Raw genomic sequence first — 14,065 nt, forward strand, 5'->3', positions numbered from 1 at the left:
AAATTAATTTTTGTTGAAGATAATAGAATTTAGCATTTGAAGAAATTAGATAAAAATATCTATACAGTAAATAAATGTTGCGTAAGTACTTTAATTAGAGTAATTTCAAAGCCCGAAATCTAACTGTAAACCTAACCAACTTTTGAAGAAGAATTACTTTCTTTACTTCTTAGTGTGTTTTTTTCTCTGGAATAATTCCGGGGCACAAACATCTGATGAGATTTCTGAAGATTCACTCAGGGTTATTTCGGAAACTATTGCAGATCAGATGGGTAAGTACCATTATGAACAGGCGATAGAGCAGTCCCATAACCTTTTGGGCCTGGCAAAAGACAAGGAAAATTTTTACTACGTTACTAAGGCTTACAATTATTTAGGCCATGCTTATACCGATCAGGAGGATAGTGCGCGTGCTCGTAAAAATTATACACTTGGTCTGGAATATGCCAAACTAAGTAAGAATGACACTGTTCTAATGCATTCTTATAATAATCTTGGAAATATTTATTCAGAGATCCCGGAAACTCAGGAAAAGGGAATCGCTTATTACAATAAAGTAATAGATATCGCTAATAGAATTGGTGCTACTTCAGAACTTATCGCTCCCAAGACGAATATTGGATGGACATACCTGGATGACGGTCAGTTCGAAAAAGCATTTCCTTATATCTATGGTTCTCTGGAATTAATGGATTCTCTGGTTCAGGAAAAACCGGAATATCTTAAAGAAATTGATTATTTCTATTCACCAATATATATGCTTCACGGCAGGTATTATTCTCATAAAAAACAATTCGATACCGCTAAGTATTATTTTGAGACCTCTATTGAGTTAGCAGAAAAAGATAGTTTGATATTTGAGGCTGCAGAGGCATATCAGGAGTATTCAAAAATGCTGGCGAGACAAGGAGATTATGAGGCTGCCTATTCCGCCCAGCAAAAGTTTATAGATTTTAAATCTATGATCTTCGAAAGCGAGAAGTTAAAGCAAACAGAGGTCGCTAACGCTAAATATAATATTAACCAGTATAAGAAGGATCTTTTAATTGCAGAGAAGGAGCAGAAGTATCAACATGACATCATTCAGAAATCTAAAGAGAAGGTGGTGGTCATGGTCTTTTCTTCCATAGGAATGATCTTTATCCTGGTATTTCTGTATAAAATTAACCGGGACCGGCAAAACCTAATTGAGAAACTGAAATTCAAGAACATCCAGTATAGGGATGCCAAGATCGAGGCCGAAAGACTTTCATTATTAAAAACCAGGTTTTTCAGTACCGTAAGTCATGAAATAAGAACTCCGTTATATGGAGTAGTGGGTTTAACTTCCCTTTTACTGGAAGATAAGAGTCTGAATAAACATAAGGCTGACCTTAAGTCTTTAAAATTCTCAGCAGATTATTTACTGGCCCTTATCAATGATGTACTCCAAATGAACAAGATGGAGTCTAATGAGGTGAAACTGGAAAATGTTTCTTTCAGCCTGAATGATCTTATGAACAGTATTGTAAATAGCTTTGAGTTTACGAGAGTTCAGAACAAGAACATTATCCACTTGGAGGTAGACAAGGACATACCAACTTTCTTAATTGGAGATTCCATACGGCTTTCCCAGATTCTTATGAACCTGGTGGGGAATGCCACGAAATTTACCGAAAGAGGAAATATATATATAACCGCAAAACAAACTGATTCTTCAGAAGATAGATCGAAAATATTTTTTGAGATCAAAGATGACGGCCCCGGGATTCCGGAAAGTAAAAAGAAGGTGATCTTTGAAGAATTCTCTCAGTTGAGCAATTCAAATTATAATTACCAGGGCACCGGTCTCGGACTTCCTATAGTGAAAAGGTTACTGAAACTTTTCAATTCCAGGATCACCCTTGAAAGTAAAGAAGGAGAGGGCTCTGCCTTTAGTTTTTACATAACCTTTAAAAAGGACAACTCTAAAAAGGAACAGCCCACAGAGATCGAGCCTTCAGATTTTATTGATCATTCCGGGAAAAAGAAGATCTTAATAGTGGACGATAACAGGATTAACCAGGTGGTTACCAAAAGGATCCTGGAAAAGAAAGATTTTGAATGTGAGGTTGCCGGAGACGGACATCAGGCAATTGAAATGGTTAATAACGGGAAGTATGACCTGGTTTTAATGGATGTCAATATGCCGGGAATTTCTGGTCTGGAAGCATCTCTGGAGATCAGAAAATTTAACCGGGATATTCCAATTCTTGCGCTTACCGCCGTTGAGGTAGAGGAGATCAGGGAAGAGATCCAGGCGGCAGGCATGAGTGGGATTATTATTAAACCTTATGATGTGCAGCAATTCTACCAGATCGTCTATAAAAATCTAAGTATTAATAAATTAACTGAAGAAGTTTAAATACTTATTTCTTCACTGGTTTAGCTGCAGTGGGTGCCTCAAAGTAACCTTCCTCTGGTTTGAAAAAATTAAAATTCGAAAGAGTAGCCTCTCCTAGTTTTTCACCAAAACCATCCTGTTCGCTCCAGTTATGGAAGCTCCATTTCGTTGCTAGACCTACATCTTCATAATTCTGGTAATCTGAATAAATTATAGCGTGCGGATCCTCTTCTGCCTTCTCTCGCTCTTTACTAAAGGTTACAATATATGCTGCCGCTTTCAGCCGGTTTGTTTCTGGATCTTTATAAATGATATACCAGTCGTCTGGTGAATCGCCTATGTTCGATTCAAAACTCAGCTTAGCAGTTTCATATTCAAGGCTATCCAATTCTCGAGATTCCTGTTTTTCCCATACTGTTCCCGGGTCTGTTAATTTAAAAGGCATAGCGAAAAAATATTGCCAGGTAAAAATATCAAATCTGGCACCTTCTACATTTGCTGAATCTGGAGTTATAAAAACTTCATCTCCGTTATAAATGATGGAAGTTCCGTCTGATTTATCCAATCTTACTTTAGAGGAATTAGTGGTCATGCTAACCGTTCCATCAAGCCTTGTGCTTCCGCCAAATTCAAGATTGATATCGAAAGAAATGGCTTGCCTGGTCATAAAAGCTGCTTTGTTGTGAGCTTCTTCAATATTCTCAGAAAAGGAGAATACTTTAGGCGGTGTTGCTCCATCTCCAATTCCGTTATCTGGTTCTACAGGAATTTTTTCTTCAGGATTATTCTGTTTACAGCTTATGATCAATAGGAAAGCGAAAAGGAGGCTTATTTTCTTCATTAGAAAAGGTTTTGTTTAAAAGTACGAAAGAAAAGGGACTGACATAAAAAAACCGCTTCCCAAATGGAAAGCGGTTCATAATGGAATCTAAATAGATCCTATTTTACCATTTCAAAACTTCTCTTGATGAAATTAGTTAATTCTTCACCCTTTAATAAATTCTGAGAAAGTCTCGCCAGGTCTAAGGACTGCTTGATTAGACGCTGTTGTTTTTTCTCTGTTTTGGTATTAAGGATTGTATTGATGAGTTCGTGATTTGTGTTCACCACAAGGTTATACATTTCAGGCATATTACCCATTCCAAACATTCCACCACCACCGGTTTGCTGCATTTCTTTCATTCTACGCATAAATTCGGGCTGGGTGATGATAAGTGGCGCAGCATTACTGTCCATAGCTTCCATCTGGATAGTGTATTTTTCTGATGGGATCACCTTTTCAAAATCACTTTTCAGTTTCTCTTTTTCTTCTTCTGAAAGTTTAGAGATCTTATCCTCATCTTTTTTGATAAGGTTATCTACGTGATCTGAATCTACACGTACAAATGAGATCTTTTCTTTAGAAGTTTCCAGTTTTTGCAATAAGTGGGAAACGATTGGAGAATCCAGTAACAGTACTTTATACCCTTTATCTTTCGCAGCTTCGATATAGCTGTGCTGCTCATTTTCATTAGAAGCATAAAGCACCACCACATTCCCGTCTTTATCGGTCTGGTTTTCTTTGATCTTTTCTTCCAGTTCAGTGAAAGTATAATACTCGCCGTCTGTGGTTGGATATAGAGCGAATTTGTCTGCTTTTTCGAAGAACTTATCCTCGGTAAGCATACCATATTCTATAACGATCTTAATATCGTTCCATTTCTTCTCAAAATCTTCCCTGTTATTATTGAAAAGACTCTTCAGCTTATCTGCCACTTTCCTGGTGATATAGCTAGAGATCTTTTTCACGGCACCATCTGCCTGCAGGTAAGATCTGGAAACGTTAAGTGGAATATCTGGTGAATCTATCACTCCTCTCAGCATAGTTAGGAATTCAGGAACGATACCTTCAACATTATCGGTTACAAAAACCTGGTTCTGGTAAAGCTGAATTTTATCCTTCTGGATATTCATATCCTGGGCCATTCTAGGGAAATAAAGGATTCCCGTAAGGTTGAAAGGATAATCTACATTTAAGTGTATATGGAATAATGGCTCCTCGAATTGCATAGGATACAATTCTCTGTAGAACTCATTATAATCTTTTTCTTCAAGATCTGTAGGTTGCTTGGTCCATGCTGGTTCCGGATTGTTGATGATATTATCAACGGTCTTAGTTTCCGGTTTTGCATCCTCCTTAGCATCTTCAGGAAGAGGAAGGGTTTCTTCCTTGGTTCCAAATTTGATCGGGATTGGCATAAACTTGTTATACTTCACCAATAATTCCTGAATACGGTTCTCTTCTAAAAATTCCTTGTCATCTTCATTAATATGAAGTATGACCTCAGTACCGTGCTCTTTTTTATCTCCTTCTTCAAGGGTGAATTCTGTAGTACCTTCACAAACCCAATGAGCGGCTGGCTCATCTTTATGAGATTTTGTAAGTATTTCAACTTTATTCGCTACCATAAAGGCCGAATAGAATCCCAGGCCAAAATGGCCGATAATTCCACTGTCCTTGGCGGAATCTTTATATTTATGTAAGAACTCTTCAGCCCCAGAAAAAGCAACTTCGTTGATGTACTTTTCTACTTCTTCTTTGGTCATCCCAATTCCCTGGTCTGTAATGTGAAGCGTTTTATTCTCTTTATTGATCTTCACTTCGATCACAGGGTTACCATAGTCTACATTGGCCTCGCCAAGGCTACTAAGGTGCTTAAGTTTAAGAGTCGCATCGGTTGCATTTGATATAAGCTCCCTCAAAAAGATTTCATGATCACTGTATAAAAACTTCTTGATGAGCGGAAAAATGTTTTCAACAGATACATTTATTTTTCCGGTTGCCATATTTATAGTTTTAAATTTTGATTCACTCTCCTGATTTCAAAAAAAATACCATTAGTGATTTGCTGTCAAACTGGCACGATGTGTAATTAGCCACTGTCTAAAACGTCTAAAAACCTGAACATGAAGAGACAATGAAATTTTTAACAATAAATTGTTTAAACTTTAAGTGAATTACTTAAACAAAGTTGTAAATTTATATCAGAATTAAAAGTTATGGCAAAGAAATCAGGAAATAGTAAAGTGAAGACAGCTCCAACTGCAGATAAATTGATTGCTATATATATGGATTACGTACTCGAGCATGAGAAAACTCCAAAAAGTGTATATAAGTTCGCCAAGGATAATGATATGACCGAGGCAGATTTCTATAAGCATTTTGGAAGTTTTGAAGGCTTAAGAAAAGCGATCTGGGATAAGTTTTTCGAGAACAGCATAAATGTAATGGAAAAGTCCAAGGAGTACACGACTTTCGATAATCGTGAAAAGCTACTTACTTTTTTCTATACATTTTTTGAAGTACTCACGGCAAACCGAAGTTACGTTCTTTACGTACTTAATGAACACGGACAGTCATTAAAAGGTTTGGATCAGTTGAAAACTTTAAGAAAGAAAATCAAGAATTACGCAAAGACTCTTATTCAGGATGGCAACAGAGAAAAGTCATTGAAATTGTTTCAGCAAAATGAAATGATCTTTTCTGAAGGAGTTTGGGTACAGTTCTTATTCTTATTGAAATTCTGGATGGATGACAATTCTCCGGCATTTGAAAGTACAGATATAGCAATAGAAAAATCGGTGAACACGGTATTTGATCTATTTGATAACACTCCCTTAGAAAGAGTGGTAGATTTTGGAAAATTTCTGTGGAATGAAAGAATGGCGTGAGCCAAAAGTGATAGATAGATGAAAACCATAGATAAAATACCAACAGGAAAAATAGGCAGGACCGGGAAGCTGGTTTCCACAGGAGTAAAAATCGGTGGAAATTACCTCAAATATTACGGGAAGAAAGCCTTTAATCCTGAATTAACCAGGGACGAACTTGATGAGGACAACGCCTCAGATATTTATGATGGTCTTAAAAGTTTAAAGGGTAGTGCCCTTAAGGTTGCACAAATGCTCTCCATGGAGAAAAACCTTTTACCTGGAGCTTATGTTGAAAAATTCAGTCTGGCTCAGTTTAGTGTTCCACCACTTTCTGCTCCTTTGGTAAGAAAGACATTTAAGAAATATCACGGAGAATATCCGGAAGATTTATATGATACGTTTGCAGCCCAATCGGTAAATGCGGCCAGCATCGGACAGGTGCATAAGGCCACAAAAGAAGGGAAAAAACTTGCTGTGAAAATCCAATATCCGGGGGTTGCAGACAGTATCAGTTCAGATCTTGCTATGGTAAAGCCAATAGCTTTAAAGATGTTCAATCTTCAGGCTAAAGATTCAGAAAAATATTTTCAAGAAGTTGAAGGTAAACTTCTTGAAGAAACAGATTATATACTTGAAGTTAAACAGAGTAAGGAGATATCTCAAGCTTCAGCGCATATTCCAAATCTAAGATTCCCCAAATACTATGAAGACCTTTCCAGTGAACGTATTATCACGATGGATTGGATGGATGGTATGCACCTAAGCGAATTTGCTAAAAAGAATGAAGATCAGGAACTGGCGAATAAAATAGGACAGGCCCTTTGGGATTTTTATATGTTCCAGATCCATGGATTAAAGCAAGTGCACGCAGATCCGCATCCTGGTAATTTCCTGGTAGATAAAGATGAAAATCTTATCGCGATAGATTTTGGATGTATCAAGCAGATACCTGAAGATTTTTATGAACCTTATTTCTCCCTTACAAATAGAGAAAATTTAAATAATAAGGAATTCTTTTTTGAAAGGCTTTATGAGCTTGAAATCCTGAATAAGAAAGATTCAGAAAAAGAGAAAGAGTTCTTTTCAGAAATGTTTCATGAGATGTTTACCATGTTTTCGACACCATATCAGTCTGAAAAATTTGATTTTACAGATGAAAAGTTCTGGAAACATCTTACAGAATTGAGTGAAAAATATTCGAAAGACCCTGAATTACGAAGAATGAATGGAAATAGAGGAAGTAGACATTTTCTCTATATGAGTAGGACCTTTTTTGGCCTTTATAATCTATTACATGATCTTAAAGCGAAAGTAGACATTCAAAATTTTAGAGTGTATCTCTAATGGTTGATTTATTGGTTAGGTTGTTAGGAAGCGTAGTCGATCCCAATCGGATGCGCTTCCTTTTTTTTGATATAGAATAACCTGAAATAGGTCCAAATTTTCTCTAGGCTGTTATTTATGAGCCTCCTTCTGAAAGCTTTAATATTAATCTTTACAAAAGCCGATGCTTCTGAATCCTTCATGAGGAATTTCAGTTTCTAACTCAAATGAAGAATGTAAGTTTTATCGAAATTTAACTGAGATCAAGAAGAGAATCAATGTTAATGTTTGTTATATTGCGGGCCCGTTTTTTTACAATTTGATTAAATTTAATCAGAATAATTTTTAATATCATAATTATCGTCCATGTATCAGACAAAAATTGCAGGATTAGGAAAATATGTTCCGGAAAACGTTGTTACGAATGATGACCTTTCCAAATTGATGGAGACTAATGACGAATGGATCACTGAGCGCACAGGAATTAAAGAACGAAGACATATTAAAAAAGGTGATGGCAATTCTACAGCTGTCATGGGTTTTAAAGCAGCTAAAATTGCTATAGAACGTGCAGGAATATCAAAAGACGATATAGATCTTATTGTTTTTGCAACCTTAAGTCCCGACTATTATTTTCCAGGATGTGGTGTACAGGTTCAGGAAATGCTGGATATTGATACTTGTCCCGCACTAGATGTTCGTAACCAGTGTAGTGGATTTGTGTATGGGCTTTCTGTAGCAGACCAGTTCATTAAAACAGGAATGTATAAGAATGTTTTGGTGATAGGTAGCGAGAACCATAGTGGAGGCCTGGATTTTACAACCAGGGGACGCTCTGTTTCTGTGATCTTTGGTGATGGAGCAGGGGCAGCCGTTCTTACAAGAAGTGATCACAATGGCCAGGGAATTTTATCTACGCACCTTCATTCTGAAGGGAAACACGCTTTAGAACTTTCCTTGAAAGGACCAAGTACAGAACATTGGGTGCCGGAGATTATCGCGGAAAATCCACAGGGAGATGATATCCCATATTATCCTTACATGAACGGCCAGTTTGTATTTAAGAATGCCATTCAGCGTTTTTCAGAAGTTATTAATGAAGGATTACAGGCTAATGGTCTGGAAGTTTCAGATATCGATATGCTTATTCCACACCAGGCAAATCTTAGAATCTCTCAGTTCGTTCAGCAGAAATTCAAATTGAATGACGACCAGGTTTATAATAACATTCAGCGATACGGAAATACAACTGCTGCTTCTATCCCGATTGCTCTTACTGAGGCCTGGGAAGAAGGAAAGATTAAAGAAGAAGATGTGGTGGTGCTTGCTGCTTTTGGTAGTGGGTTTACCTGGGGAAGTGCGATCATTAAATGGTAGGAAACCTATTTCTAAGAATATAATTTATAAACTCCCGCTTTACCGGGAGTTTTCTATTTTTTTAAACACCTTTATAATATTTCCACAAGTCGTATATACCAAAAGCGATAAAACCTATAGCAAGTAAAATTCCGAAAGTATCAGGTTCAGAGGTTTGCAGTTTTTGGTAAAGCCTGAAACTACCATATCCAAGGAACAGAATTCCCAGGATAAGGCTCCATTTGTTTCTCTGAGGTTTGGGATCACCATTATTTATTTCCTCGTTATTCATTATTGAAATCTTTCGGGAAGGTTTCTTTGGCGATCTTTACAGCTTTCTCATATTCCCTCTCCAGGACAAAAAGCAAGACCTGTCCAGGCAATCCTCCTCCAAAACCGGCTCTTAGTCCAGAATCAAAGTCATTACGCACCCGGGAGTGTATTCCTTCTTTATCAAATAATTCCTGTAAATATTGTACGTTGGTTTCAGGGCCGGTATAGACCCTTTTATAGCTCTCTTCTACACTCATCGTTTAAAGTTTATCACCCTAAATTACGAATTAGGAAGTTGGCATTTTAATAATTTAGACTGAAATTAACTTTCTAAGCATTGTAGAACTTGCTATTCCAGATCTCTGTACTGAAATTTTTTCCCATTTTAAAGCCGTAAAAAATGGAAAGGCCTGCAAACCACTTGAATATAAAGAAGAAGATCATAAAGAATTCTGTGGTTGACTGTTGCCGACTAAACATGCCATCTGGTACTAGCAAAGCGGTAAAAAAGCTAATTGCGAGAAGAAGAAGCACAAAATTCTCTAATGTTTTGAATGGCCACATGATCATTTTCCGGAAAGGATGTAGATCATCTCCCCATTTATGAACCAGGTAATAATAGTCATTACCAATAGGTGCGAAAAGTAAGGGATCATCTGCATTTTCCAGTTTGAATAACTTGGATGGCGCTACGATCTTAAATCCCTTTAAAGTGGTTTCGTGTGTTTTTTCTAATCGCTTGATCTCCATTAAAGCCTCGTATGGAATTTCAGATTTAAAGAATTTTGAATCCAGAAATCTCAGGCGATAATCCACACAAATCTGGTAAATATCTGTAAGATGAAAGATCCTGTTAGTTTCAAGATGATCGGGATCAAAGTCATTGTGCTCTATATCTTTTCCCTGCCTGATCTCCTTAAGTACAAGTTCATCTTTTTTTTCAGCCTCAACGAGAATAAGATTTACCTGATCCAGGATGTGCTTTTCTGTAGATTTTTTATTTCGAACTTTAAGGAGTTGGTGTACTATATTGGTGCGGGGAAATCTCAGCTTCATTTTCTTTTTCTTTAGCATCACTAAATTAGGTAATTATGCTCAGAATAACAATCGCAATACTCTTAAAATGAGAGCTGCAGGAGGCATTTTTGCATTATACAGATGTTAATTGTATACTAATTGGGGCTATTTTAAAAACCGTCTAATAGGCTTCATCGTAATTTTCAGAGTATAAAATAAAACTTGAATTATGAAAAAGCTAAAACTTTTTACCCTGTTAAGTATGTTCCTTATTTTAGGGACTACTGCAATTGGTCAAACCGCCAAGATCGAAACCAAAATGGTTGGAGGAGCTGAAATGTATCCTTCTAAAAATATTGTTGAGAATGCCGTGAATTCCAATGACCATACAACCCTTGTGGCAGCAGTTAAAGCCGCTGGTCTTGTAGATGTGCTTTCTAGTGAGGGACCCTTCACAGTATTCGCTCCAACGAATTCAGCCTTTGAAGCCCTGCCAGACGGAACTGTTGAAACACTTTTGAAGGAAGAGAACCAGAATAAATTACAATCGGTTCTAACATACCACGTATTGGCCGGTGACTATGAAGCTGCAGATATTGTTGCAGCGATAAAAAAGGGAAATGGAAAAGCCACTTTTACCACGGTTAATGGAGCAGAGGTTTCTGCTATGTTAGATGGTGATAAAGTAAAATTACAGGATGCTTCTGGGAATGTTGCTACGGTAACTGTCGCTGATGTAGATCAATCGAATGGAGTGATCCATGTCATTGATACTGTGATCTTACCATAAGAACAGATAGATTTTAAATAGAATTTATGAAAAGCGGCATTATTGCCGCTTTTTCAAGTTAAATAAACGTCAAATAGCCTGGCAGCCTTTTTAATCTGGTTCTTTCAGGTTACTTTAAAAAAAATGAAAAATTTTAATGCTATGAGATTTTTAAAATTCAATTCTTTAGTCTTACTCCTTAGTATCCTAATGGCCTCATGTGGATCTAGCGGGCCAACGGTTAAGGATGATGTGAAAAAATTAAAGTCGTACGATTCGTATGCTTATCTGCCTAATAAGGATACTATTATTAATCGTGAATTCGACAATGAAGAAATTCAGACCACTATAATTGAGACCATAAATGCCAATATGCGTGATAACGGTTTTGTGCTGGATAAAAGAACTCCAGATGTATTAGTGCATTTTTATCCAATGTTCGATGAGAAGATAGCAGTGAATGCTAACCCGGTATATACCAATTACGCCTATTATCGTCCTGGTCATTATGTTGGGCCGTATTATCAGGATTATATGTATGATAATTATTTTACCGTGCAACGTCTGAATGGTCCACGGGTGGAACAGGTGCCTTATCGTGAAAGAACTATCGTTATAGATTTTATAGACCGGAGGTCAAATGAGATCCTTTGGAGAGGTACTACCGAGGAATCTATAAGTACCCGAAGAATGAACAGAGAAATTCGAGAATATGTAGATGAGATCTTTAAAGATGTATTCTAAATCATTTTAGGTATAAAAGAAAAAAACCGTGTGAATGTTCACACGGTTTTTTATTTATCTTAATTCAGCTTTGAGTTCTTTCTCAAATCTATGCTGAAGTTTATTCATCATCTTATCCACCTGTTTATCTGTGAGAGTTTTGTTCTCATCCTGAAATATGAAACTTACCGCATAACTTTTCTTCCCTTCCGGAAGGTTTTTACCCTGGTAAACATCAAACAGATTAACACTGATAAGCATTTTCTTTTCGGTTTGTCTCGCTATTTGCTCGATTTCATCATAAGTAACAGATTCATCCAATAACAGTGCAAAATCTCTCCTAACGCTCGGATATTTCGGAATAGATGTAAAGATCGTCTTTTGCTCTTTGGCCATTTCGATCACTTCATCCCAATTGAAATCTGCATAGATCACTTCCTGGTCTATATCCATTTTCTTAAGGATAGATTTCTTTACCACCCCAAATTCTACCAGTTTAGCCTTTTTACTGCTCAATTGTAATCCTTCAGATAATAGATCGCTTTTAGCAGATTTTACCTTTAAATCTTTGATTCCAAGTTTCTCAAAAATAGAATTGATCACTCCCTTCAGATAGAAAAAGTTACCTTCCCCAGGGGCAACATTCCAGCTTTCAGCCGTCTTTTCACCAGTGATGAACAAACTTAAATGTTTGTTCTCTTCTCTACCGCTAACATAAGAATGGTATGTTTTACCAAATTCGAATATTCTTATATTGCTGCGCTTTCTATTAATATTGTAGCTGATAGCCTCCAGGCCTGAAAAAAGCATGGTTTGCCTTAGAACCGAAAGGTCCTGGCTTAAAGGATTAAGCATCTCCACCTGGTACTCATCTTTAAGTTCCTCGCTTAATTTGTTATAATTTGCTGAGGTAAGTGAATTGGCCATAGTTTCATAAAAGCCCTGCCCAATCAATTGGCCAGCAATAAGATTCTGGATCTTATAATCCTCAAATTTGGATGAGTTAGCAACAGAAAGGCTAAGCTTATCACCAAATTTAATATTGTTATATCCGTAAACCCTCAGGATCTCTTCGATAACATCAGATTCCCTTTGAACATCTACTCTATATGAAGGGATAGTAAGTCCCATCCCGGTCTCGGTCACGTTGTTCACTCTGATATCAAGAGATGCAAGAATGGACTTTATGGTTTCCTCTTCAAGGTTCTCTCCAATTAGCTTGTTTACCTTTTCGAAAGTTAGAAATACCTGGAAATCTTCAATTTTTTTGAAATACAGATCATCAATATCACTGGTGATCTCACCTCCCGAGATTTCCGAGATCAACAACGCTGCCCTTTTTAAGGCATATTCAACTGAATTAATATCGATTCCTCTTTCAAATCTGAAAGATGCGTCGGTGTTTATCGCATGTCTTTTAGCAGTTTTACGAACACTTACCGAATTAAAATAGGCACTTTCAAGAAATACCTGTGTGGTAGCCTCAGTAACTCCGCTTCCAATTCCTCCAAAAACACCAGCAATACAAAGCGGCTTTTCGGCATCACAGATCATTAGATCTTCTTCATGAAGTTCTCTTTCAACCTCGTCTAAAGTCGTGAATTTTGTTCCAGCTTTTAAAGTTTTTACATTGATCTCGTTCCCGGCTATCTTTCCTGCATCAAAAGCGTGAAGTGGTTGTCCCAGTTCATGCATAACGAAATTAGTGGCATCAACTACATTATTTTTAGGGGTAAGGCCAATAGCTTTCAATCTATTCTGAAGCCATTTAGGAGATTCACCAACTTTCACTTTAGATAAGGTTACCCCGCAATATCTTGGAGCCAGATTAGAATCTTCCACTTTTATCTGGATCTTTAAACTGCGATTATCAACGTGGAAACTGCTTACCGAAGGAGTAATTAGTTCAAGGTTTTTTCCTAACTGCTGATAGCCAGCCTTTAGATCCCTGGCAACTCCCCAGTGGCTCATCGCATCGGCACGGTTTGGAGTAAGGCCAATTTCAAAAACCTCATCATTTTCAACTTCAAATATTTCAGCAACAGCGGTTCCCGGAACAAGTTCATTATCCATTACCATGATTCCTTCATGGCTTTGTCCTAATCCCAGTTCCATTTCAGAACAGATCATGCCATAACTTACCTCGCCACGGATCTTCCCTTTCTTGATTTCCCAGCTTTCACCTTTTTCATCATAAAGTACTGTTCCGATGGTAGCTACAGGAACTTTCTGGCCTGCACCAATATTTGGTGCTCCGCAAACGATCTGAACTTTTTCACCGTTCCCAATATTGACTTTGGTAAGCTGAAGCCTGTCTGCATTAGGGTGAGCTTCGCAACTTAAAACATGCCCAACAACTATACCTTTCAGTCCGCCTTTTACGCTTTGAAAGCTTGTAATGCCCTCCACCTCAAGACCGAGATCAGTTAATAATTCGCCAGTTTTTTCAGCGTTTTCAGGTAGTTTAATGAACTGTTGCAGCCAGTTATATGAAATCTTCATGAATAATCTTTTTCAGGCAGCAAAGATAGTATTACGAATGGTTTTGT

At 37.3% G+C, this 14,065-nt stretch carries 12 protein-coding genes; 6 read left to right on the top strand and 6 right to left on the bottom strand.

The features are described from left to right. Positions 1-142: 142 nt before the first annotated feature. A complete protein-coding gene (locus G3I01_RS09530; protein WP_219547269.1) occupies positions 143-2,383 on the top strand; it encodes a response regulator in 2,241 nt (746 codons plus the stop codon). Between the two features lie 4 nt (positions 2,384-2,387). Here G3I01_RS09530 and G3I01_RS09535 read toward each other — a convergent pair whose 3' ends face one another. Next, on the bottom strand, positions 2,388-3,203 hold the full coding sequence (locus tag G3I01_RS09535) for a DUF6503 family protein (RefSeq protein ID WP_219547270.1): 816 nt from the start codon (positions 3,201-3,203) through the stop codon (positions 2,388-2,390). A gap of 98 nt (positions 3,204-3,301) precedes the next feature. Next, the gene (gene htpG, locus G3I01_RS09540; protein ID WP_219547271.1) at positions 3,302-5,188 is read right to left on the bottom strand and encodes a molecular chaperone HtpG; all 1,887 of its coding nucleotides are present in this window, start codon (positions 5,186-5,188) and stop codon (positions 3,302-3,304) included. A gap of 213 nt (positions 5,189-5,401) precedes the next feature. On the opposite strand from htpG, the gene G3I01_RS09545 reads away from it, so the two are divergent. The 3 genes from G3I01_RS09545 (at position 5,402) to G3I01_RS09555 (ending at position 8,755) form a co-directional block, all read left to right on the top strand. Next, complete coding sequence (locus G3I01_RS09545; protein WP_219547272.1) at positions 5,402-6,073, top strand: TetR family transcriptional regulator C-terminal domain-containing protein; 672 nt, start codon at positions 5,402-5,404, stop codon at positions 6,071-6,073. An 18-nt stretch (positions 6,074-6,091) separates the two neighbouring features. Continuing rightward, a complete protein-coding gene (locus tag G3I01_RS09550) occupies positions 6,092-7,399 on the top strand; it encodes an AarF/ABC1/UbiB kinase family protein (RefSeq protein WP_219547273.1) in 1,308 nt (435 codons plus the stop codon). A gap of 345 nt (positions 7,400-7,744) precedes the next feature. Then, positions 7,745-8,755 (top strand): beta-ketoacyl-ACP synthase III, encoded by a 1,011-nt coding sequence (locus tag G3I01_RS09555; RefSeq protein ID WP_219547275.1) that lies wholly within the window; start codon positions 7,745-7,747, stop codon positions 8,753-8,755. Positions 8,756-8,816: 61 nt separating this feature from the next. On the opposite strand, the gene G3I01_RS09560 is transcribed toward G3I01_RS09555, so the two are convergent. The 3 genes from G3I01_RS09560 to G3I01_RS09570 all read right to left on the bottom strand — a co-directional run bounded on the left by G3I01_RS09560 (position 8,817) and on the right by G3I01_RS09570 (position 10,063). Continuing rightward, positions 8,817-9,026 carry a hypothetical protein gene (locus G3I01_RS09560; protein ID WP_219547276.1) on the bottom strand — a complete coding sequence of 70 codons (210 nt, stop codon included), beginning with the start codon at positions 9,024-9,026 and terminating at the stop codon, positions 8,817-8,819. After that, a complete protein-coding gene (locus tag G3I01_RS09565) occupies positions 9,019-9,264 on the bottom strand; it encodes a DUF2007 domain-containing protein (RefSeq protein ID WP_219547277.1) in 246 nt (81 codons plus the stop codon). Before G3I01_RS09565 ends, G3I01_RS09560 begins: the two co-directional genes overlap by 8 nt. Positions 9,265-9,337: 73 nt before the next feature. Next, a complete protein-coding gene (locus G3I01_RS09570; protein WP_219547278.1) occupies positions 9,338-10,063 on the bottom strand; it encodes a hypothetical protein in 726 nt (241 codons plus the stop codon). A gap of 190 nt (positions 10,064-10,253) precedes the next feature. Here G3I01_RS09570 and G3I01_RS09575 point away from each other — a divergent pair, with 190 nt between their 5' ends. After that, the gene (locus tag G3I01_RS09575; protein WP_219547279.1) at positions 10,254-10,814 is read left to right on the top strand and encodes a fasciclin domain-containing protein; all 561 of its coding nucleotides are present in this window, start codon (positions 10,254-10,256) and stop codon (positions 10,812-10,814) included. Between the two features lie 141 nt (positions 10,815-10,955). Beyond that, complete coding sequence (locus G3I01_RS09580; protein ID WP_219547280.1) at positions 10,956-11,537, top strand: DUF4136 domain-containing protein; 582 nt, start codon at positions 10,956-10,958, stop codon at positions 11,535-11,537. 54 nt (positions 11,538-11,591) lie between these two features. Here G3I01_RS09580 and pheT read toward each other — a convergent pair whose 3' ends face one another. Next, complete coding sequence (gene pheT / locus G3I01_RS09585; protein ID WP_219547282.1) at positions 11,592-14,018, bottom strand: phenylalanine--tRNA ligase subunit beta; 2,427 nt, start codon at positions 14,016-14,018, stop codon at positions 11,592-11,594. Positions 14,019-14,065 lie beyond the last annotated feature (47 nt).

The sequence above is a fragment of the Gramella sp. MT6 genome (assembly GCF_019357415.1).
In the GTDB taxonomy this organism is placed as follows: domain Bacteria; phylum Bacteroidota; class Bacteroidia; order Flavobacteriales; family Flavobacteriaceae; genus Christiangramia.

Coding starts and splice junctions, on each gene's coding strand:
- G3I01_RS09545 (WP_219547272.1), top strand. CDS start 5,402: ATGGCAAAGAAATCAGGAAATAGTAAAGTGAAGACAGCTCCAACTGCA.
- G3I01_RS09575 (WP_219547279.1), top strand. CDS start 10,254: ATGAAAAAGCTAAAACTTTTTACCCTGTTAAGTATGTTCCTTATTTTA.
- G3I01_RS09580 (WP_219547280.1), top strand. CDS start 10,956: ATGAGATTTTTAAAATTCAATTCTTTAGTCTTACTCCTTAGTATCCTA.
- G3I01_RS09555 (WP_219547275.1), top strand. CDS start 7,745: ATGTATCAGACAAAAATTGCAGGATTAGGAAAATATGTTCCGGAAAAC.
- G3I01_RS09565 (WP_219547277.1), bottom strand. CDS start 9,264: ATGAGTGTAGAAGAGAGCTATAAAAGGGTCTATACCGGCCCTGAAACC.
- G3I01_RS09535 (WP_219547270.1), bottom strand. CDS start 3,203: ATGAAGAAAATAAGCCTCCTTTTCGCTTTCCTATTGATCATAAGCTGT.
- G3I01_RS09570 (WP_219547278.1), bottom strand. CDS start 10,063: ATGAAGCTGAGATTTCCCCGCACCAATATAGTACACCAACTCCTTAAA.
- G3I01_RS09550 (WP_219547273.1), top strand. CDS start 6,092: ATGAAAACCATAGATAAAATACCAACAGGAAAAATAGGCAGGACCGGG.
- G3I01_RS09560 (WP_219547276.1), bottom strand. CDS start 9,026: ATGAATAACGAGGAAATAAATAATGGTGATCCCAAACCTCAGAGAAAC.
- pheT (WP_219547282.1), bottom strand. CDS start 14,018: ATGAAGATTTCATATAACTGGCTGCAACAGTTCATTAAACTACCTGAA.
- htpG (WP_219547271.1), bottom strand. CDS start 5,188: ATGGCAACCGGAAAAATAAATGTATCTGTTGAAAACATTTTTCCGCTC.